23 protein-coding genes are annotated in these 19,370 nt (G+C 39.9%); 10 read left to right on the forward strand and 13 right to left on the reverse strand.

Translation table 11 applies throughout. The annotated features are described in order from the left end of the window. Window positions 1–3: 3 nt before the first annotated feature. Window positions 4–522: a dihydrofolate reductase family protein gene (locus tag U9R83_RS16215; RefSeq protein WP_099331138.1), complete on the reverse strand. Its 519-nt coding sequence runs from the start codon at window positions 520–522 to the stop codon at window positions 4–6. 90 nt (window positions 523–612) lie between these two features. On the opposite strand from U9R83_RS16215, the gene U9R83_RS16220 reads away from it, so the two are divergent. Next, the gene (locus U9R83_RS16220; protein ID WP_243549517.1) at window positions 613–1,548 is read left to right on the forward strand and encodes a helix-turn-helix transcriptional regulator; all 936 of its coding nucleotides are present in this window, start codon (window positions 613–615) and stop codon (window positions 1,546–1,548) included. 256 nt (window positions 1,549–1,804) lie between these two features. On the opposite strand, the gene U9R83_RS16225 is transcribed toward U9R83_RS16220, so the two are convergent. Together U9R83_RS16225 and U9R83_RS16230 are read right to left on the reverse strand one after the other, a co-directional pair. Continuing rightward, complete coding sequence (locus U9R83_RS16225) at window positions 1,805–4,954, reverse strand: bifunctional cytochrome P450/NADPH--P450 reductase (protein ID WP_279401012.1); 3,150 nt, start codon at window positions 4,952–4,954, stop codon at window positions 1,805–1,807. A gap of 26 nt (window positions 4,955–4,980) precedes the next feature. Continuing rightward, window positions 4,981–5,559 (reverse strand): TetR/AcrR family transcriptional regulator, encoded by a 579-nt coding sequence (locus U9R83_RS16230; RefSeq protein ID WP_042992033.1) that lies wholly within the window; start codon window positions 5,557–5,559, stop codon window positions 4,981–4,983. 302 nt (window positions 5,560–5,861) lie between these two features. Here U9R83_RS16230 and U9R83_RS16235 point away from each other — a divergent pair, with 302 nt between their 5' ends. Continuing rightward, a complete protein-coding gene (locus tag U9R83_RS16235; protein WP_014459253.1) occupies window positions 5,862–6,230 on the forward strand; it encodes a nuclear transport factor 2 family protein in 369 nt (122 codons plus the stop codon). Between the two features lie 63 nt (window positions 6,231–6,293). On the opposite strand, the gene cotJC is transcribed toward U9R83_RS16235, so the two are convergent. From cotJC to U9R83_RS16250, 3 genes are read right to left on the reverse strand one after another with little or no spacing between them, the layout of a single operon-like run. After that, window positions 6,294–6,863 carry a spore coat protein CotJC gene (gene cotJC / locus U9R83_RS16240; protein WP_014459252.1) on the reverse strand — a complete coding sequence of 190 codons (570 nt, stop codon included), beginning with the start codon at window positions 6,861–6,863 and terminating at the stop codon, window positions 6,294–6,296. Window positions 6,864–6,899: 36 nt separating this feature from the next. Beyond that, complete coding sequence (locus tag U9R83_RS16245) at window positions 6,900–7,145, reverse strand: spore coat protein CotJB (protein WP_014459251.1); 246 nt, start codon at window positions 7,143–7,145, stop codon at window positions 6,900–6,902. Continuing rightward, window positions 7,142–7,390, reverse strand: a complete 249-nt coding sequence (locus U9R83_RS16250; protein WP_014459250.1) for a spore coat associated protein CotJA — start codon at window positions 7,388–7,390, stop codon at window positions 7,142–7,144. The genes U9R83_RS16245 and U9R83_RS16250 overlap by 4 nt, the downstream gene beginning before the upstream one ends. A 198-nt stretch (window positions 7,391–7,588) precedes the next feature. Here U9R83_RS16250 and U9R83_RS16255 point away from each other — a divergent pair, with 198 nt between their 5' ends. Beyond that, window positions 7,589–7,951: a hypothetical protein gene (locus U9R83_RS16255; protein ID WP_014459249.1), complete on the forward strand. Its 363-nt coding sequence runs from the start codon at window positions 7,589–7,591 to the stop codon at window positions 7,949–7,951. Between the two features lie 177 nt (window positions 7,952–8,128). Here the strand turns inward: U9R83_RS16255 and U9R83_RS16260 are convergent, their stop codons facing one another. Beyond that, entirely contained in the window at window positions 8,129–8,758 is a 630-nt protein-coding gene (locus U9R83_RS16260) for a LysE family translocator (protein ID WP_042992032.1), read from the reverse strand. Window positions 8,759–8,785: 27 nt separating this feature from the next. After that, on the reverse strand, window positions 8,786–9,619 hold the full coding sequence (locus U9R83_RS16265) for an AraC family transcriptional regulator (RefSeq protein WP_328575331.1): 834 nt from the start codon (window positions 9,617–9,619) through the stop codon (window positions 8,786–8,788). 220 nt (window positions 9,620–9,839) lie between these two features. On the opposite strand from U9R83_RS16265, the gene U9R83_RS16270 reads away from it, so the two are divergent. From U9R83_RS16270 to U9R83_RS16295, 6 genes are all read left to right on the forward strand, one after another. Beyond that, the gene (locus tag U9R83_RS16270; RefSeq protein ID WP_140451350.1) at window positions 9,840–10,661 is read left to right on the forward strand and encodes a sensor histidine kinase; all 822 of its coding nucleotides are present in this window, start codon (window positions 9,840–9,842) and stop codon (window positions 10,659–10,661) included. Then, complete coding sequence (locus tag U9R83_RS16275; RefSeq protein ID WP_140451349.1) at window positions 10,662–11,303, forward strand: response regulator; 642 nt, start codon at window positions 10,662–10,664, stop codon at window positions 11,301–11,303. A gap of 137 nt (window positions 11,304–11,440) precedes the next feature. Further along, entirely contained in the window at window positions 11,441–12,823 is a 1,383-nt protein-coding gene (locus U9R83_RS16280; RefSeq protein WP_243549518.1) for a PepSY-associated TM helix domain-containing protein, read from the forward strand. 29 nt (window positions 12,824–12,852) lie between these two features. Continuing rightward, window positions 12,853–13,317, forward strand: coding sequence for a FixH family protein (locus tag U9R83_RS16285; RefSeq protein ID WP_243549519.1), 465 nt, complete (start codon window positions 12,853–12,855; stop codon window positions 13,315–13,317). Between the two features lie 140 nt (window positions 13,318–13,457). Further along, window positions 13,458–13,880 carry a NucA/NucB deoxyribonuclease domain-containing protein gene (locus tag U9R83_RS16290; protein WP_013057949.1) on the forward strand — a complete coding sequence of 141 codons (423 nt, stop codon included), beginning with the start codon at window positions 13,458–13,460 and terminating at the stop codon, window positions 13,878–13,880. A 140-nt stretch (window positions 13,881–14,020) separates the two neighbouring features. Beyond that, window positions 14,021–14,374 (forward strand): DUF1516 family protein, encoded by a 354-nt coding sequence (locus U9R83_RS16295; RefSeq protein WP_226701378.1) that lies wholly within the window; start codon window positions 14,021–14,023, stop codon window positions 14,372–14,374. A 40-nt stretch (window positions 14,375–14,414) separates the two neighbouring features. Here U9R83_RS16295 and U9R83_RS16300 read toward each other — a convergent pair whose 3' ends face one another. The 3 genes from U9R83_RS16300 to U9R83_RS16310 form a co-directional block, all read right to left on the reverse strand. Beyond that, window positions 14,415–15,008 (reverse strand): hypothetical protein, encoded by a 594-nt coding sequence (locus U9R83_RS16300; protein ID WP_115654367.1) that lies wholly within the window; start codon window positions 15,006–15,008, stop codon window positions 14,415–14,417. 153 nt (window positions 15,009–15,161) lie between these two features. Next, complete coding sequence (locus tag U9R83_RS16305; RefSeq protein ID WP_014459240.1) at window positions 15,162–15,818, reverse strand: TetR/AcrR family transcriptional regulator; 657 nt, start codon at window positions 15,816–15,818, stop codon at window positions 15,162–15,164. A 23-nt stretch (window positions 15,819–15,841) separates the two neighbouring features. Then, window positions 15,842–17,119 carry a glycosyltransferase gene (locus tag U9R83_RS16310; protein WP_140451345.1) on the reverse strand — a complete coding sequence of 426 codons (1,278 nt, stop codon included), beginning with the start codon at window positions 17,117–17,119 and terminating at the stop codon, window positions 15,842–15,844. A 314-nt stretch (window positions 17,120–17,433) separates the two neighbouring features. Between U9R83_RS16310 and U9R83_RS16315 the strand changes: the two genes are divergently transcribed. Next, window positions 17,434–17,979, forward strand: a complete 546-nt coding sequence (locus U9R83_RS16315) for a GNAT family N-acetyltransferase (protein WP_243549520.1) — start codon at window positions 17,434–17,436, stop codon at window positions 17,977–17,979. A 131-nt stretch (window positions 17,980–18,110) separates the two neighbouring features. Here U9R83_RS16315 and U9R83_RS16320 read toward each other — a convergent pair whose 3' ends face one another. Next, window positions 18,111–18,596: a hypothetical protein gene (locus U9R83_RS16320; protein WP_209367044.1), complete on the reverse strand. Its 486-nt coding sequence runs from the start codon at window positions 18,594–18,596 to the stop codon at window positions 18,111–18,113. Between the two features lie 78 nt (window positions 18,597–18,674). Then, entirely contained in the window at window positions 18,675–19,343 is a 669-nt protein-coding gene (fsa, locus tag U9R83_RS16325) for a fructose-6-phosphate aldolase (protein WP_209367046.1), read from the reverse strand. Window positions 19,344–19,370: the final 27 nt, after the last annotated feature.

Consider the following 19,370-nt stretch of genomic DNA (forward strand, 5'->3'; position numbering starts at 1 on the left):
TGTTTATCCTCTTTTGTAATACAGCTGAGCGATTTGCCCGTACTGCTTCATATCGGTAAGCTTCAAGTCCATTTCTGGAATTCCTTGTTTGAATAGCGGAATACCACCCCCAAGCAAAACAGGAATGACCGATATGATAAATTCATCTACACTCTCTGCTTTTAAGAAATCAGCAAGGATCTCAGCGCCTCCCACTAGCCATATTTTTTTAGCGTCTTGATCGAGGTTGTTGAGAAATGACGCCACGCTTTCGTTTACAAACTCTACGTACTGATCTTTTCCTTGAGCTGATCGGCTAAACACGTAGCACTTTTTATCGAGATACGGGAACTCAGGTGTGAGCTTCAGCACGTGGTCGTACGTAGCCTTTCCCATAACGACCGCATCACACGTTTGATAAAAATCTTCGTACCCGTTGTCTCCCTCTCCTTCTACGCTTTGTAGCCAGTCAATCTCTCCGTTTTCTCTTGCGATATACCCATCTAAGCTTGCAGCAATATATACGACAATTTTTTTCTTCATTCCCTTTTCTCCTTTCAACTTTACTGTTTCTGTATGATATCATCTTAATACGACACTTTTTGTCATATTAAAAGAAAAAGGTGAAAATAAATGGCTAAATCTAGACGACTTGTAGATATGCTCATGTTTATTAACACAAAAAGAACGTTTACGGCAAAAGAACTAGCAGAGGAATTTGGGCTTTCCGTGCGGACCGTTCAGCGCTATTTACTGGACTTAAGCGAATTAGGACTGCCTCTTTACAGTGAAAAAGGACGGAGCGGTGGTTACAGAGTGTTAAAAAACCGTATTCTCCCTCCTATTTTGTTTACAGAAGAAGAAGCCATTTCGATCTTTTTTGCCTATCAAGCTCTGCAGTATTATCATAACCTTCCATTTGATGCAGAAATTCATGCAGCTCTTCAAAAATTTTATGTATATTTGTCTGAAGAAACGAAGAAAAAAGTAGATAAAATGAGTGCTCATATTGCATTTTGGAATCCTAAAAGAAATCTAAACACTCCTTATTTGAAAGCGCTGTTAGAAGCAAGCCTTGAAGGAAAATATATTGAATTTCTTTATGATTCAAGGACGGGTCAAACAAGGAAACAAGCCAAGCCTCTTGGCATTTATGCTCATAACGGTTTATGGTACTGCCCCGCTTATTCCTACGATAAGCAAAAAGTATTATTGTTTCGAGCAGATCGTATTCACTCATTAAAGATTTTAGAAAAAGACGAAAAGAAGTCTCTTACGTTAAAGGAATGGCTTGAAACAGCTCCTGAAAACACACAGCCGATTTCGTTAAAAGTAACCTTGACGCACGAAGGCGTTCGTCAGTGTAAAGGCGTTCCGTGGCTTGAAAATCATGTGAAGGTGACGCGTGATGGCACTGGCTATATTGATACGATAACGGACGGAAATGAATTAAGCTACATGGCTTCTTTTTTCTATACGCTAGGTGCTCATGCCCTTATTGAAGAACCTCAGGAGCTAATTCAAAAGATCTGCTGTCACGCAGAAGAAACGCTAAGGCGGTATAAATAAGGTGGGGACAAAAGTAGTTTTCGAAGGAAGAAACGATGAATTGAGACTCTTGATAGAGAATTAAATTCGTTTGGGTTTTTTCATTGGTATGCTGAATGGAGGTTTCATGTATATGGCTACTTCTAGCGGTATCACAAGCAATCCATACGAGTTCATTTCTCAAGTTTGTTCGTCTTTAGATGATATGTGGGTTTAGTTATGTCTTCACCTCGCTATAAAAAATAACCTCCGCCAAATAGCGGAGGTTATTTTTTATTTACCCAGCCCACACGTCTTTTGCGTATCGGCCCTCTTCTTCTAGGTGCTGCAGCCATAAGCGAGCGTCTGCTTCACTCACTTCATGAACGTCAGCATAGCTTTTAATAAGCGTTGCTTCAACGTCCGGTGCCATTTGGCTTCCGTCTCCGCAAATATAGAAGTGCGCTCCTTGATCAAGAAGTTCAATCAATTTCGTGCCGTCTTGTTCCATCACGTGCTGAACGTATGTTTTCGGCTGATTTGATACGCGAGAAAAAGCAGTGTGAAGCGTAATGATGCCTTCATTTTGTGCATTTTCAAGCTCTTCTTGATACAGATAGTCTTCATGAGGTGAACGGCAGCCAAAGTATAAATGCGCTTCTCCAAGCGACTGTCCTTGTTCTTTTAACTGCTTGCGAGCCTGCACAAAGCCTCTAAACGGCGCCACGCCTGTTCCCGGTCCGACCATGATAATCGGTGTTTCAGAGTCTTTTGGCAGCGCAAAGCCTGACTGCGGTGTGGAAACAAAGCACGTAATTGTATCTCCTTCTTGCAGCTCAGCAAGATAGTTCGACGCAATTCCTTTGTACTCTCCATACCCGCTCCACGCTTCTCCAGAGACAACGCTGACCGTGATGCTTGCTTGTTTTTCATCGACGCGAGGTGATGAAGAAATTGAGTAGTAACGCGGACGCATGCTTGGAAGAAGGGCGATAAATTCGCTGAATTCCATTTCACACGCCGGATATTTTTCAAGCAGTTCAAGCATCGTTAAACGTTTTGCCAGAACTTGTTCTTTGTACGCTTGCTTTTCAAGCAAGGCCTCAAGCTCCACTTTATGCGGCGGGCAGACCGTTTTAGCAGCCATTGCGCGAAGCTGCGTGCGCGTAACAGGATCTTGAAGCTCTACATATTGCAGAAGCTCTTCTACTGATAGGGTTTTACCGAGTGGTAAATGCGCTAATTTTTCTTCTTCAGCTTCCAGACGGATTTGCTGTGATGCATCTAGACCGAATCTTGTTGCTACACGATTTACTATTCCTTCATAGTTGCGAGGAATAACACCTAAATGATCTCCTTCTTGATAAGAAGCTTCTTTTGGAAGTTCAATTTCAAGATGACGCGTGCTTCGTGCACTGCCTGGCTTTTGAAGCTCTTTGCTTGCTACGACGTTTGCTGAAAACGCACGGTGCATTTTCGCAAGCGGCATGTCCGCAGCGCTGTCGACAAATTGAAGTGAAAGCGTAGATTTATTATCTTCACTGTTTTCAATGTCGAGGTTAAAGTAGGCTGCTACGTCACTCCACATATGTTCACGCCATTCTTCGTACGTGCCTTCAAAGTCGTCGCTTGCATCTGCTTCACCGCGTTCAGCTATGTTTTCTGCTCCTTTAGCGGCAAGCGTTTCATCGATAAAAGCAGGCACTTTTTGATACGTAGTAGCCCAGTTTTTATCGCCGCATCCAAATACGGAGTAGCGCACGCCTTTTACTTCATCAGCAGACGCTTGGTCTAACCAGTCAACAAATTCCTTTGCGTTATCAGGCGGATGACCGTTATAAGAAGCCGTTACAATTAAAACAGCTCCTTCACGCGGAAGGTTTCCTGCGTGGGAATCAAGCGTTGCGACCTGCGGTGCGAATCCTTTGCTCATCGCAATATCCGCTAAATCACGCGCCGTTCCTTCGGCTGTTCCCATATTTGAACCGTATAGCACAAGAAGCGGCGTATTATGAGCGTTTTCTACCTTTTTGCGCACTTTTTTAGCAGACTGTTCAGTGCTAGGTGATGGAATACCACCAAGAGGAATTTTTTTCGATTTTGCTTTTACCACAAAGCCTTCAGGTTTTAACGTTAAAGTCTCTTTTATATCTAGCTCGTAATTTGTATGATCTTCAAAGTCAAAATGTTTTAGCATCATACCAAGTACAAGCGTTGCTTCATGAAGAGCGAACTGCTGACCGATACACGCACGCTGACCGTTCCCAAACGGTTTAAACGCATGCTGCGGAATTGCGCTTGGGTTTTCAAAACGCTCTGGGCGGAACTCTTCTACATCGTCTCCCCAAATCGTTTTATCACGGTGAAGCTGAGGAATCAGAACCATCAGTTCATCACCTTTTTCTAAAGGATATTCTCCTCCAAGCACCGTATCTTCTTTAGCATATAGAGAAAAAGCAGGAGCCGTTGGCCATAGGCGCAGCGCTTCGTTTAAGACCATGCCCACATATTTAAGCTGCTTGACTTGTTTGTAGCTTGGAACAGGATCGACGAGAACTCGTGCTGCTTCTTCTGCTGCTTTTTGTAATACGTGTGGATTTTTCACTAAGAAATACAGCGCAAATGATAAAAGACCGCTTGTTGTTTCATGTCCTGCAATTAAGAACGTAATAATTTGATAGCGAATATTTTCGTCATCAAGCGGTTCACCTGTTTCTGGATCTTTGCCGTTTAGCATATGCGTTAATAAATCATCGCTTTGTTCACCGCTTGCTTTGCGATCTGCAATAATTTTATCTACTAGATCGTTCATTACCTTAATGTCTTCTTGAAACTGGCGCTTATTTTCATCATAAGCCGGGTCATCAGGATTTGCTCGCTGCAGCTTGTTCATCGCTTCATCTAGCGCACGTACCATGCTTGTAATAAATGGATGAGGCTGATCGCGGTAAAAGCTGTTAAAGCGGTAGTTAAATCCACAAAGACCGATTGTATCAAGCGTTAAGCGCGTCATATCTTCCGGTACTTCAATATGCTCATCTGCATTTAGACGCTCCCACTTTTGAATAAGCTGCACGGCGATATCGACCATCATCGCGTGATAGCCTTTCATCGCTTGCTGGCTAAAGCTTGGAAGTAAGATGTTGTGTGCTTTTTTCCAGTTTTTCTCATGAGTCCAACTTGTAAATAAACCGTCTCCTGCAAAATCACGTACAAATTTAAGCGCTTGACTTAAGTTTTTATCAAAGCGTGATTCATCGCATGCTTCTTTAATTAGACGCTGACTTGATAAGTAGCGCGTCACGCGGCCAGGTGCTTCAAATTTAAAGATTTCTCCTAATTCATCCGCAATTTTCATCAACGTTTGAATGGGTTTATCGGTGTTTAATAACGGTAAATTTTTAAGCTCTCCAAACGTTTTTGGCTGAGGCATCTCTTTAATTGTCATGTTATCCCTCTTTCACTTGTTAAGTTTCATGATTGTCTGCTAAGTGCTGCCCACAGACTTTCTTCTATACCTGCGAGAAGTTCATCAGTCAAAGATAAATAGTCATTTTCTATCATTTCATATACTTCCATAAAGCTTCCAAATAAAATAGCAATTAGCGCATTTTCGGGAAGATTTCTAATCACACCTTGCTTTTGTCCTTCTCTGAAGAACGTGCAAACAAATTCCACCAGCTTTTGATATGCTAAGCGGCTCTCTTCTGTTAAAAAAGCTCCTTGGCTATGAGTTTTAATAAAACCAAGAGCACGAGGATGATTTTTAGTGAATGTCACCATACCTTCAAAGATATGATGAAATCCATCTCGGTATCCTTCTCTTTCGTTAGCCAGTCCGCTTTCAATGCACTGTAAAAACTCGTTTACATGCTGCTGAAACAGTTCATTTACAAGGCTTTCTTTATTTTTAAAGTAGCGATAAATTGTTCCTGCTCCTACTTTGGCATTTTCCGCAATCATTGGCATCGTTGTTGCATCAAATCCTCTTTCTGCAAACAGCAGAAGTGAAGCAGAAAAAATCGCTTTTTGTTTTGTTGGAGTAGTTTCCACTTTATCACCTCTTTTCAAAAACGGAATGAACGTTCATTCCGCTACAATTACAAGTATAAAAAACTGCCTCTTAATAGTAAAAAGATAACTAAGAAAGTGGAAAGAAAAGGTTCTTTCACTCCAAATTTATACCATTTAAAGGTAATTAAACACGTCTTTCAGAATATTTTATGCTTACAGAAAATTAGTCCACTTTTACCCTTTATTAACATAAATTAACACTGATCTCAAAGACAGACGTTTAAGAGAAAAGTAAAGTGGAAATAGAAAAGTGTTACATAAGGCGTAAAGGGGGACAAAAGATGAATCAAGCAAGAGTGATAGAATACGAGGAAATGCTTCGTTCAGCCATGCTTTCTAGTAACGTAGAGCTGTTAGAAGAGTTACTTTCAGAGGAGCTTATTTTTGTAAATCATCTGGGGCAATGGCTTTCAAAAGAGGAAGATATAAATACGTATCGTTCTAAAAGTCTTGATATAGCAGGCATTGAAGTGTTGGAACAAGAAATTAAACTGTTTCAAGAGCTTGCGGTTACCGTTACAAAAGTAGCGTTAAATGGGTCTCTGGCAGCCGGTGAATCGATTGGAGGCGAATACAGCTATACGCGAGTTTGGAAAGATGTTGAAGGGAAATTAAAGGTAGTTTCTTGTCACTGCAGTTCTAGGGCATAATCAACGTTGCCAAAATAAAAAACCTCCCTCTTTTACTACTAAGAGGGAGGTTCCTTTTGCTTGTTAAAAAATTTTCTTCCTGTCTCTGTCATCTTTTAAAATCTCAACCGCCTCACGGAACCGCTGTGAGTGAACAATCTCTCTTTCTCGTAAAAATCTTAAGCTGTCGTTTAAATCAGGATCATCTGATATATCAATCAACCATTGATATGTAGCTCTTGCTTTTTCTTCTGCCGCTATGTCTTCATAAAGATCGGCAATCGGATCTCCTTTTGCCTGTATATAAGTAGCTGTAAATGGAACGCCAGCGGCATTATTGTAATAAAGCGCGCTATCGTGGTTTACATAGTGCTCTGTTAATCCAGCTTCCTTTAGCTGCTCCGGCGTTGCATCTTTTGTTAGTTTATAAATCATCGTAGCAATCATTTCAAGATGAGCAAACTCTTCTGTCCCGATATCGTTTAGCAATCCAACAACTTTATCGGGAATCGTGTAGCGCTGATTCAAATAACGCAACGCTGCTGCAAGCTCTCCGTCCGCTCCCCCGTATTGTTCCATTAAATATTTGGCAAGCGTTGGATTACACGTGCTTACTTTCACTGGGTACTGCAATTTCTTTTCATACACCCACATATAGTTCCCGCCTTTATCTGCTTATATTTGCCATGGTCAAGGACTTGTTCCCCAGCTCCACTTTCCGTCTGTATAGCTGTTTCCGTACTGCTGGAGCGGCCCGTACTTTGTCTCAAAGGTTCTTTTTAACTGCATAGCCTGCTGCGCGTATTCGTTAAACTGTTGCATAGCCTGCTGGTCATTTGGATGAGTATCTAAATACAGCGTTAATTCTACTAATGCAAAATCAACGGCCTGTATTTCTTCTAAATCCTGATAGTACTCTGGAGATAGTTTTTTCATTCTTCATCCCTCTTCTTATCTTTGTATGGATTTTCATAGTAGTCCCAAAAAGCCGGCCACAGCGTTCCTTTTTTTAGCGCTTCTTTAGATGAAAACTGCTGCAGGTTTGGCGGCTGAAATCCCATGTATAAATGAGGCGGCGTAGAATAATATTTCGCTCCTATCGGTCGGCAAGGATCATAAATACCATGGAAAGGCCGGTACGTTTTAACCGGTGTAAATGTATTGTTCAGATTGTTATCCATGAAAAGTCCTCCTCTAAAAACACACTCTGCTTTGTCCTATTCGGCTTTTAGCGAGTTCATGAAGGAATTTACTTCCGACTTAGGAACGAACCTTTTCGTCATCAAAAAGGCCTATATAAAAACGTTATATTTGCCCAATCCCTTTAGGCAGCTTTCTCATATCTTATAAAATAGTGATAAAAGAAGAGGTGTTAAAAAATGAACATTAATTACATGGATTTTTATTCTTACCCAGCAAGATTCCCTGGTCCTCAACTCCCTCCAGGCCCTCCTAGGCCACCGGGCGGTTTACCTGCACCTAGCCCGCAGCAAGCTCCAACTTCCCCTCCGCCGGCATTTATTCCGGCTCAACAAACGGCAACTCCATTTGCTGTTGACCCAGGTGCCATTTCTTTTTGTCTATTCCGCAATACGTTTATATGGCTTAGAGACGGCTCTAGCTTCTGGTATTTCCCTGTTTTTGTAGGACCACGATCGGTTGCAGGATTTAGATGGAACGGACGTTTTTGGACCATTTTCGGTGTCGATACACGACAAATTGTTTCGTTTACGTGTTTTTAAACGTTAAGAAAAGAGATTGAGATATAGCTAAAAGTAAATGGATAAATATACGAAGGCTATGTTTACCATACTAATAAAAAGATCCGAATGAGTTTGATTCTCCATCAAGAATCAAACTCATTCGGATCTTCTAACTAACATATTTTTATCCCAGCTTTTTTTGCCTACTAACCACTATTACACTATTGTTCTTATCCCAAAACCGATCAGCAGCACTCCGCTGCATCTCTGAAAAGCTTTTTGAAACATCGGTTTTTTAAGCCATTTTTTCACGTAATCTACTACATACACTAAGATTAAAAACCACCCTACCGCTATGAGGGTAAGAATAAAACCAAGCATAAGCAGCTGTTGATTAATGTCAGCATCCAAGCTGATAAATTGAGGCATAAACGTAATATAAACTAGTACTGTTTTAGGATTAAGAAAATTACTAAGAGCCCCTTGCATATATGATTCTTTATAGCAGCGATTAGATGAAGACTTTACAGTTTTTGTTTCTTCTGAAACGGCCTCCAATGAGAGCGTATTTTTTGTCAGAAATATTCTGATGCCTAAATAAAATAAGTACGCTGCCCCTATGTATTTAATCGTGTTAAACAGATACACCGACTGCGCAATAGCAACAGACAAGCCAAGCACAGCAATTAACGTCCAAAACGTGAGGCCTGTAGCCATGCCGAGTATGGTAAAACGTCCTGCTTTTGCTCCGTGATGAAGCGTATTTTTCATGATAAGAATTGTATCAGCACCAGGTATCATCGACATAACCAGTGCCATCAGCATGTAAGCAGCTAAATGATCCACAGTATTTCTCTCCCTTTTAAGCTATTACTAGCATTCTGTTTTCTTTTCACTTTCAAAGATTTTCATGTATTGTTTTGGTGTTAACCCAACCTGACTTTTAAAAAATTTAGTCAAATGACTTTGATCACTAAATCCAGTTAAAAAAGATACGTCAATCGGCTTTTGTCCCTGCTCTAGCAGCTTTTTAGCCTTATTGATTCGAATCGTTTCTAAGTAGCTGTATGGAGAGATTCCTTTTTGCTTTGTAAAAGAGCGCAGCAGCCGGTATTTGCTCCATCCAATTAGCTGACTTAACTCATCCAGCGTGATCTTGTTTGTATAGTTGTCTTCCAAATAGGTGCAGATTGTTTTGATTTCATCAGACGTGTCAGCAGCTGACGAAAAAAAGGAAAGGTTTGAATGATCGTGCATGAGCTCTTCTAGCAAATATAAAAATAACTCCTCTTTCTTAAACTCACGTTCACCATTTAAAATCTGTAAATGAAGCTCTTTTAAACTAGATACAGCGTCACTTCCTTGCAGCACATTGCTGTTAAAACGCGGAAGACTTTCACTGCCGTTAATGTCAAAAACAGCTTTTTTCATCGCGTTTGGCGTCACATTAATACAGCGATAATCAAGTGTTTTGCCATCTATTTGTTCACAGCTATGGACATCATACGGATTAAACAGCAGCAAATCTCCTGGATTAATGATGTATTCTTTGCCTTGGCAAATTAAATGGCGCTGGCCTTCTTCAATAAATCCAATCACATAATACTCGTGAAAATGAGCAGGAAACTTTTGCATAATTCCTTTAAAACGGTAAGCTTCAATATGTAAATCGGCATCAACGTGCGCCGTGCGAATTTCTTTTGTCATCGATGAATCCCTCCTTGTCACATACTAAGCATTTTAACCATACCATTTACTTTAGGGTTTTTCTTGTATGATATTGCAAATAAAGCTTTTTCCCATTAATTTCATTCAATTGAGAGTTACATCCAATCACCCTTAAGAGTGGTTTCTCTTCTTTCCTCTAGTAATTTTCCGCTCAAATGATAAAATATAGACACATTTTATGGACGAAAGAAGGGGTACCGTGAAATATAGACAAATTAAATGGCTGATTTTGCTTCTTCCAACTCTGACCATCGCGCTTTGGGAGTATGTTCGCCATGCCTTTTTGCTCCCTTATATCTCAATGGACATGGGAAATGTTCTTTCTCCGCTGCTTGTGTTTTTTGTAACGCTTGTCTTTGTCCGCTATTTATTTTCTATTTTAGAAAAAATACAAGAAGAACTAAGGCAAGAAAAAGAAAAGAAAGCTGCGCTTATTGAGCGTGAAAAATTAGCGAGAGAACTGCATGACGGCATTGCACAGTCGCTGTTTCTCCTATCTGTTAAAATGAACAAGTTCGGAAGAAAAAATAAATTAGAGCAGGATCCTGATTTTATCCGAATGAAGCAAACTCTGCAGCATGTTCATGACGATACGCGCCAAGCGATTACAAATTTAAAGCACTCTCCTTCAGACTCTTCAGAAAGCTGGACTGAAAGCATTCATCAATACGTCGATGATTTAACACATACTCATTTACTGGATGTAAATTTAGATTGGAGACTGTCAGAAACAACGCTGTCGAGAAAAGAAAAAAATGAACTGTTTGCCTGTGTGAAAGAAGCTGCTATGAACGTCATTAAACATGCAAAAACAAATAAAATCTGGATTACAGCCAGTGAAACGGCAGGCGGATGGATTTGCGAAATTACAGATTTCGGTATAGGTTTCACCTCTGAATCTCTCAAGGCCGGTCTTGGCCTGCAAATTATGAAAGACCGTGCCAAAGATATGAACTGGGACTTTTCCATTCAGCGAAAACAGAACCAGACCATTGTTAGTATTAAAAAGGAGGTTACGTAAATGCAGCCGTTTCGTATTTTGATTGTAGATGATCACGCTCACGCAAGAGAAGGCATTCGCGATATTTTAGAAGAATATGAAGATTTCATTATTGTTGGCGAAGGAACCAACGGTCAAGAAGCCATTGAACTGACCGAAAAATTAATGCCCGATATTGTGTTAATGGATATTGGAATGCCTGTGATGGACGGGCTAGAAGCGACAAAACAAATTAAGCTTCAGTTTCCGTATGTTAAAATTGTTGTCATCACGGTTTCAGACGATATTACGGATTTGTTTGATGCGCTGAAAAAAGGCGCCCAGGGCTATTTGTTAAAAAACCTGCGGTCTGAAGTGTGGTACGACTATTTGCGTGCGTTCGCTTTAGATGAAGTTCCTATGTCAAAAGAAATTGCGTTTCAAATTTTAAAAGAGTTTCCGCAGGAAACATCGATTACAAAGCCAGACACTCCCCTTTCTGCACGGGAGCTTGAAGTACTTCAATTAGTGGCTAAAGGACTGTCAAACCGCGACATCTCGGCGCAGTTATTTATTTCTGAACACACGGTAAAAAGTCATTTGAAAAATATTTTAAGCAAGCTTCATTTAGAAAACCGCGTGCAGCTGACAAGCTATGCGTTTCAAAATGGCTTAATGAACTAACAGCTTTCACGAGCTGTTTTTTTATTAGCACCTTTCTCTCATAAGCCCCAACAATCACTCTAAGGAGTGATGGCTAATTCTCCCTTTCCTTCTATAATAAAAGCACGTTAGTTAGTAAAAAGGAGGAAAAGAGAAAAATGATGCAGGAAAAGCGAGAAGAATCAGCGAGTACAACTAAACAAAGCACGGGGCGTTCTCAAGGCCTGTACAAAACCATATGGCGCTGGCATTTTTATGCAGGTTTAGTGTTTACTCCGTTTCTTCTTATATTAGCTGTTACTGGCGGGATGTATTTATTCAAGCCTCAAATTGAAGAAAAACTGTATCACGACTTGTATCATGTACAAGCTCAGTCACAGTCCGTATCTCCTTCAGCACAAGTACAGGCTGTAAAAGAAAAGTATCCTGGTGCTACCGTGTTGACTTATCAACCAAGCGATCACTCTACTCGTTCTTCAGAAGTAGGAATTTCATTAAAAGACGATACATATACGATTTTTGTTAATCCTCACAATGGTCACATTGTAGGAAAACTGGATGATTCAAGTCGCTTAATGAATCAAATTGAAGAGTTTCACGGAGAGCTGATGGCAGGCACCACGGGTGATCGTATTGTAGAACTTGCGGCCTGCTGGGCAATTGTCTTAATTGTAACCGGCGCTTTTTTATGGTGGCCGCGCAAAAAAGACAAAATAAAAGGCGTGTGGATTCCTCGTTTTTCAAAAGGTAAAAACACACTGATACGTGATCTTCATGCGGTACCGGCCTTTTGGATTTCAGCCGGGATGCTTTTTCTCGTACTAACGGGCCTTCCGTGGTCAGGACTGTGGGGCAATGCCTTTCAGCAAATCGCCACAAACGCAGGCGTTGGGTACCCTCCGTCTATTTGGGTAGGCAGTGCCCCTACTTCAACCGTGCAAACAAAAGATGTAGCGGACGTGCCTTGGGGAGCTGAAACGTTAGAAGTGCCAAACTCCACAGCTCAGCAATATACAAAAGTATCGCTTGATGACATTGTAGATATTGCAAAAGAACAGCATATGCACGATGGCTACACCGTTTCCATTCCGCAAGAGCCTCAAGGTGTGTATACGCTCTCTGTTTTTTCACCAAGAGCACAAGATGAAGCAACGATTCACCTTGATCAATACACCGGCGCCGTTTTAGCCGATTATCGGTACGACAACTATGGATTTATGGGCAAATTGATTGCGCTTGGTATTACGCTTCATAAAGGCACACAGTTTGGATTAATAAATCAGCTTATTGGCCTTATTGTTTGTATCGGAATTGCTGGTATCACGATCAGCGGAGCCTTACTGTGGTGGAAACGAAAACCTGCTAAAAATATGGGGGCTCCAAAAGTTCCTGAAGGAAATGCAATGCGAATCGTGACGTGTATAATCGTGGTATTTGGTCTTGTCTTTCCTTTGGTCGGGCTGTCGTTGATTATCGTGTGGCTTTTAGATTTCTTTGTCATCAAACGAATTCCAGCATTGAAGCGGTTTTTAAACGCATGATTTATGAAACTATGTGAGGTGCAGTAACAATGAACAAATGGAAAATGTCCGGACTGGTCATACTCAGTACGATTGTACTTTCCGCGTGCTCTGTAGACAGTAACGCAGATCAGCTCTACAAGCAGCCAAAGCCTCTGTCTGCGCATGTGATGCTTCCTGAAAATATAGAGCCACAGAGCACACAGGTGTTAGAAGTGCACGTAATGCAAGAAAATAAAACGGTGGATGATGCCAAAATCGTTCAGTTTAAAGTGTGGAAAAAAGATGCTCCCGGTAAAGTCGAAACAGCAAAGGCACATTATGACGGCAGTATGTATAAAGCAAAAGTAACTTTTAAAGAGGATGGTATTTACTATATTAAAACGGATATTAACGCGCGCGGTGAGCACATCCTTCCTACTCAGCAAGTCGCAGTAGGCAATTTATCTAAAGAAGAGTTACGTTCACTGCAGCCAGCTGAAAACGAAACGCACCATCATCACTCTCATCATTAGACATAAGCTCACGTTCAGCAGCTGTACGTGAGCTTATGTTTTTCTCATGAATTGTAGCTAGTTCCATTATATGTTTTTACATTTTTTTCTTATTACTTTAAAATAAAAGTGATAAATGTTTATTAAAGGAGTTTTACAGATTGAAAAAAATTGTTTCTGGTATTTTAATTCTAGTATTAGCCGTTATTGTTATGATTGAAGGAAATCCGTTAGAGCAGAACTCTTCAACGAATACCTCCTACGATGAAGTAATTACCTTCCCTGCTGATCGTTACCCTGAAACTGCAGCGCACATTCAACATGCAATCGATAAAGGAAAATCGGCTGTTTGTACAATCGACCGAGACGGGGCTGAGGAAAACCGCCGTGAGTCTTTAAAAGGCATTCCGACTAAAAGCGGCTATGACCGAGATGAGTTTCCGATGGCCTTTTGTGAAGAAGGCGGAAGCGGTGCAGATATTGAATATGTAAAGCCTTCAGACAACCGAGGCGCCGGTTCTTGGATTTCACATCAAGTAGATGAGTTTCCAGACGGTACGAAGGTTTTAATTGAAGTGAAGTAAAAAGAATGGTCGTGATGACCTTTCTTTTTTTATATTAAAAGTCTGCAAAAAATGAAAAATTGCTCTTGCCTAAAGATACTCTTCACTTTTAAAATAAAAACGTGTGTGTTACATATATGCATCATTGTTTTATAGGAGGAATGAGTTTCTTGGACAATCTATGGCAGCAGCTACTCCCTGCCTCATGGCAATTAACTTTATTTATTTTCTTTTTTGTCTATATCTTGCGCTACAAACAAGAGAATAAATTCAGCATGCAGCTCCACTTGCTGCTTAAGTTTCTTTATGCCGTTATTTTGGTTTTAAATGCGGTGTTGTTTTTAGTGGAAAGTCAGCGCGATTTTCTTTTTTATGCAACGCTTTTCATGAGTATCCTGACGATTATTTTGATGGAGTTCACGCTTTCTGCAAAAAAACAGAACGAGCTTGATTTTATTTCAGCCGTTTCTTGCTGTGTTCTTCCGATTTTTATTTCTTTACTTGAACTTAGTTAATGAACCAAAGGCCTCTGGTGATTCAGAGGCCTTTTTGATGTTATTGATCTTTGTTGTTACGGTCCATCATATCTTTTGGATCTTCTACAATATCTTCTGGATCACGGTTGTTGTCTTTTTCATCATCTCGATACATCTTGTCATTTTTATCTACGCCAGGCACGTTATTGTTGTTGTTCATATTGTCTAAGCCCGTGTTTACAAACGAAACGTATACTTTGTCGATTTTACTATCTGCTTCTCTCACGCGGTCCGCAATTTTTTGTTCAAAATCAGTTGAGACTTCATGGTAAGTATCGCCGTTGTACGTTACGTTGTTGACCTTGCCGTTATCATTGTTGTCCGCTGCGTCATTTCCAGCTAAATCTACCGTTACATAGGCATTATTATTATCGCGAAGCACATATGCATCATCAACTTCCTTCATATCTTCTACATTTTGTGCTGCTTCAACTGACTTAGTCGGCTGATCTGTGTTATCCATTGGGATATTGTTATCAACCCCGTCGTTTGTAGAAGTGTTGCGTAAGTCATTTTGAGTATTGTCCATTGCGTTATTGTCCTTATTTCCTCCGCACGCAGCTAGGCCTGAAAGGAAAAGAACCGAAGAAGCAATGATAAGCCCTTTTTTCATTTTTTCCATCTCCTTAAATATAGTTTGCAGTCGTATTATGCTTAATTTTTGCAAAACTATTCAAAGCGAGACGGAGAAGTGACACACCATTTTTCTAAACATACCTAACACTGCTGGCAATACTAAGAGGAATTTTCAAGGTTGCAACTGTATTTATTCTCCTAACAGCTTTCGGACGGCTATTGACAGCGTGTTTATATGACGCTCTACGTTTGTCTCCTCTGCAGCTTGTTTCTGTCCATCTACGTTGTAGACCAGCGCTGGATTTTGCGTAATTCCGTTGATCGCTGTAGCCATAAAAGCTAGCAGTTCAGCTGTTGGTACAGCCGGAGAGAAATTTTTTACTTCGATTTGTTCGGCGATAAAGTCATGAAGCTTCTTTTGAATATATTTAAGGTTAGATACTTCAACTAGCTGATCTTCAATTTTCATAAAACGCTGAGGGTCTTTTGAATACAACGCTACTAGTTCAAAGTAAATTTCTCCTCCTGCTGTCATTGATTCTTGGATATGCTCTCCAATATACATAATAAAATCATGCAGCATTTCAAAGGGATCTTTATTGGTCTGAAGTAGGGCTTCAATTTTATCTTTTACTTTATGGCTGACACTTTCTTGATTAAGAAGTCCGACAAATACTTCATCAAGGTTTGAAAAATATTTGTATACGCCTCCTTGACTCATTCCAGATTCCAGAACGATATCTCGCATGGCTACATCATGCACCGGTTTGCTCTTGCATACTCTTTTGGCGGCTTCTAAAATCTCTTGCTTCTTTTTTTCAGCGTATCCTTCCCTTACTTTTGGCATTTTTTTCACGCTCTCTTACTTTTTTATTTATTCCTGAATCTCTCGAGTGTATTAATAATTACCTGAGCTGCTTTTTCGGCTCCTTTTTCAGCTCGGATTTGTTTTCCGATTTCTTGTGCTTTGGATTGAATTTCATTAACTTGCGTATAGGAAATAGCTGCGGATAATTTTTCAGCCGTCAATTCTTTTCTCGGAATGGCTTTTGCTCCAGCTCCAAGCTCGTGAATTTTTCTTCCCCAAGCGAATTGGTCATTTCCATAAGGAATAATAACACTTGGAACGCCAGCTCGAAGGCCTTCGGCTGTTGTTCCTGCTCCTCCGTGATGAACAACGGCAGACATTTTAGGAAACAGCCACTCATGAGGAATATCTTTTACAAAGAAAATGTCTTCTGCTATCCCCTCCGTGTGATTTATTCCACTTCCTCCTGTATTGATGATACCTCGTTTCCCGGAGAGTTTTAAAGCTTTAATCACTAAAGCAGTCGTTTCGTCTGCGTTTTTTTTATCACCAACACTTCCAAATCCAATATAAACTGGCGGTTCTCCAGCCTTTAAAAATCTTTCCAGCCTCTCTTCCGGCTCATAGCTATGGTCACTGTCCATAAACCAATTTCCGTAGGAATGAACGTGTTGAGGCCAATCTTTAGATACGGAAAATACGGCGGGACTTGATGAAACAATGGTTGGGTTAGCTGCTGTACGCTGCTTTGGGTACGGACATGAAAAATCGTTAGGTCCTTCTCCATGCTGCTGAACCCAATATTTTTTTAAAGGACCACTTACTACCTTCCAAAATCCCCATTCAAAAATACGGTGCGTCAGCTTGTTATATGTTTTTCCAAACCGTGGTCGATCATAAAAGATCAACGCTGGATAATCTTTTGTTGGTGTCATTGGAAAAGGGCTCGCTAGAATGCTTGGTATATTCATCTCTTTAGCAGCAAAATAACCAATTGCTGCACCTGGATGATATACAATTGCATCGGCTCCTTTACAGGCCTTATGCAAATCTTCTTGTATATTAACCATCATACCCATCATCTTTTCATTTTTTAAGCTTGAAAAGAATTTGAGAGGATTGTCTGCATTAATCGCATCGTCTGCTGCTCCGCTCTCTATAATTTTAGAAACATCACCTCGAAGCATGGCATATTCGAATCCATACGACTCTATGAAATTTTGATAAGCTTCTGAAGCCGCAATTCGTACACGGTATCCTTTCTTTTTCAACTCTAATCCTAAAGCCATAAAAGGCTGGGTATCTCCTCGAGTTCCTGTTGTTAACATCGTAATAAGCATGATTTCAGCCCCCTTATATTAAAACGACAATGTTGTCGTTTTAATATAATGTACCTTTCTTGAATTAATTCGTCAATAAAAAAACGACAATAATGTCGTTTTTATTGCTATCCTTTATTTTCCTATCCTTTATTTTCCTAAGGCTCTTTTCGTAAAGATTGTTGCTTTTAATTATAACCAGGAAAAATTTACTCTTTATAGTAGTGTATAAAGAGAGGTTCATTCAGCTAACGGACAGTAATGTTGAATAAGATAGGATTTACTTATCCTTAAATAAAATTTTTTCAAAACATCATAAAAGGAAGTGTGTAATATTGGGTAGTGAAAGTAAACTCACTATTTCTCCATTAAATAATGACTTAATAGAGGATATCAATATGACAAATGATTATTTTAAGCTATATGGTAGAGTTGTCCCCAGTTTACAACCAGGCAAGTGGTCTTATAAAGAAGTTCTTTTTGATGAAGCTAGAGAAACACGTTTTCCAGATGACAAACTTGATTGGAGCCGATATATAAACCAAGAGGATAAATCTTTGTTTTTAGCTTATATGAATACTACTTGCATAGGACAGATTAGAATAAGTAAGGATTGGAATCGCTTCTGTTATATTGAAAACATTGCTACTAAAAAAGATTATAGAGGCAGTGGAGTCGGAAAGTTGCTCTTAAATAAAGCAGAAGAGTGGGCAAAACAAAGAAAACTTATAGGAATGTCCTTGGAAGCACAAGATGATAATCTTGGTGCATGCAGATTTTATGTGAAACAAGGGTTTATACTAGGTGGAGTTGACACACTAAAGCAGTCATATAATCCTACTATTGAAACCACTTTATACTGGTATAAGTTATTTAAGTAACAGGGACTTTAGCGGAAAGAACCTTTCCTAAAGATAAACCCGCTCTTTATAAAAAATGAAAAAAGATGCTTCGCGTTTTAAACGAAGCATCTTTTTCTATTGCAGCTATGAATACTTACCTACTTTTTAAGTCAAACTGCTCGTGAGGCAGCTAATTTCTCAATAGGGGCTTGTTCGATGTCTGCTGCTGATATAGTCAGCAACTTTTCTAAAACAGCCGTTATGCCCTTATTTGTTTCATTACTTTTTTTGCAGTCATTAATATGCTGGTTTAATTGTTTTTTATAAGCCTCGGTATGAATGAGCCACTGACTTAAAAGCGCTTTTGTCGCCTTTCTTTCGTCTTCGCTTTTAGCTCCAAATAAGCTCTCCATATCAGGTTCTTGAATAGTTAGCTTACTAAAATCTTCGCTTACTGCAAGCCAAAAATAGTTCTTTTCGTATTCGTAATATCTGTGTTCTTTTAATAAAAAGTAGCCAATTTCAAATTCAATGCGATAGAGCGGCTGATTAACTTTCGGCGCATGAAGGCTTTTAAAGTTAATATGCTCTACATCATCTACATAAACTTCTGAACCGTATTGGGTTTTAATAATTTTAGCGTCTACTGTATTCATGATGTTTACCTCTTTAAGGATATTATGAGAGAACGCGTGCATTCTTTTTCTAGAATGCGCACGTTCTTTATCTTTTACTTAGTTTTGAACAGCGTTTTTCCAATCAGCCGCAAACTTTTCAATTCCTTGTTCGGTTAAAGGATGTTTGACAAGCTGCTCGATTACTGAATATGGAATAGTTGCAATATGAGCTCCGGCAAGGGCTACGCGTGTAACGTGATCCGGATGTCTTACAGAAGCCGCAATGATTTGAGAGTCGATATTTTGAATGCGGAACAGCTCGGCAATTTTAGCCACAAGCTGCACGCCGTCTTCTGAAATATCATCAAGGCGACCAAGGAACGGAGATACATATGTTGCACCTGCACGAGCTGCTAAAAGCGCTTGGTTTACAGTGAAAATAAGCGTTACGTTTGTTTTTACACCTTTTTTAGCAAGGTAGCGAGTTGCTTCTAATCCAGCAATTGTCATTGGAAGCTTAATCGTAATGTTTTGATCCCCGCCGTTAATTTTGATTAGTTCTTCTGCTTGCGCAATCATGTCTTCTGCTGTTTCGGCATCCGGCGTCACTTCTGCTGAAACGGATTCTACTTCTGGAACGGTTTTTAAAATTTCTTCAATACGATCTTCAAACTTTACGCCTTCTTTTGCAACAAGAGAAGGGTTTGTTGTGACGCCAGATAAAACCCCCACTTTGTATGCTTTTTTAATATCCTCAAGGTTTGCAGTATCAATAAAAAATTTCATTTTTTCATTCCTCCATTAGTTTTTTTT

Origin of the sequence: Priestia sp. LL-8, assembly GCF_036227845.1 — a bacterium.
GTDB classification, from domain to species: domain Bacteria; phylum Bacillota; class Bacilli; order Bacillales; family Bacillaceae_H; genus Priestia; species Priestia zanthoxyli.

Bases quoted from the DNA above. Each gene is read 5' to 3' on its own strand.
- cotJC (WP_014459252.1), bottom strand. From the start codon at position 6,863: ATGTGGGTGTATGAAAAGAAATTGCAGTACCCAGTGAAAGTAAGCACG.
- U9R83_RS16300 (WP_115654367.1), bottom strand. From the start codon at position 15,008: ATGAAAAAAGGGCTTATCATTGCTTCTTCGGTTCTTTTCCTTTCAGGC.
- U9R83_RS16220 (WP_243549517.1), top strand. From the start codon at position 613: ATGGCTAAATCTAGACGACTTGTAGATATGCTCATGTTTATTAACACA.
- U9R83_RS16320 (WP_209367044.1), bottom strand. From the start codon at position 18,596: ATGAATACAGTAGACGCTAAAATTATTAAAACCCAATACGGTTCAGAA.
- U9R83_RS16275 (WP_140451349.1), top strand. From the start codon at position 10,662: ATGCAGCCGTTTCGTATTTTGATTGTAGATGATCACGCTCACGCAAGA.
- U9R83_RS16255 (WP_014459249.1), top strand. From the start codon at position 7,589: ATGAACATTAATTACATGGATTTTTATTCTTACCCAGCAAGATTCCCT.
- U9R83_RS16245 (WP_014459251.1), bottom strand. From the start codon at position 7,145: ATGAAAAAACTATCTCCAGAGTACTATCAGGATTTAGAAGAAATACAG.
- U9R83_RS16305 (WP_014459240.1), bottom strand. From the start codon at position 15,818: ATGCCAAAAGTAAGGGAAGGATACGCTGAAAAAAAGAAGCAAGAGATT.
- fsa (WP_209367046.1), bottom strand. From the start codon at position 19,343: ATGAAATTTTTTATTGATACTGCAAACCTTGAGGATATTAAAAAAGCA.
- U9R83_RS16235 (WP_014459253.1), top strand. From the start codon at position 5,862: ATGAATCAAGCAAGAGTGATAGAATACGAGGAAATGCTTCGTTCAGCC.
- U9R83_RS16285 (WP_243549519.1), top strand. From the start codon at position 12,853: ATGAACAAATGGAAAATGTCCGGACTGGTCATACTCAGTACGATTGTA.
- U9R83_RS16250 (WP_014459250.1), bottom strand. From the start codon at position 7,390: ATGGATAACAATCTGAACAATACATTTACACCGGTTAAAACGTACCGG.
- U9R83_RS16215 (WP_099331138.1), bottom strand. From the start codon at position 522: ATGAAGAAAAAAATTGTCGTATATATTGCTGCAAGCTTAGATGGGTAT.
- U9R83_RS16265 (WP_328575331.1), bottom strand. From the start codon at position 9,619: ATGACAAAAGAAATTCGCACGGCGCACGTTGATGCCGATTTACATATT.
- U9R83_RS16225 (WP_279401012.1), bottom strand. From the start codon at position 4,954: ATGACAATTAAAGAGATGCCTCAGCCAAAAACGTTTGGAGAGCTTAAA.
- U9R83_RS16295 (WP_226701378.1), top strand. From the start codon at position 14,021: ATGAGTTTCTTGGACAATCTATGGCAGCAGCTACTCCCTGCCTCATGG.
- U9R83_RS16280 (WP_243549518.1), top strand. From the start codon at position 11,441: ATGATGCAGGAAAAGCGAGAAGAATCAGCGAGTACAACTAAACAAAGC.
- U9R83_RS16310 (WP_140451345.1), bottom strand. From the start codon at position 17,119: ATGCTTATTACGATGTTAACAACAGGAACTCGAGGAGATACCCAGCCT.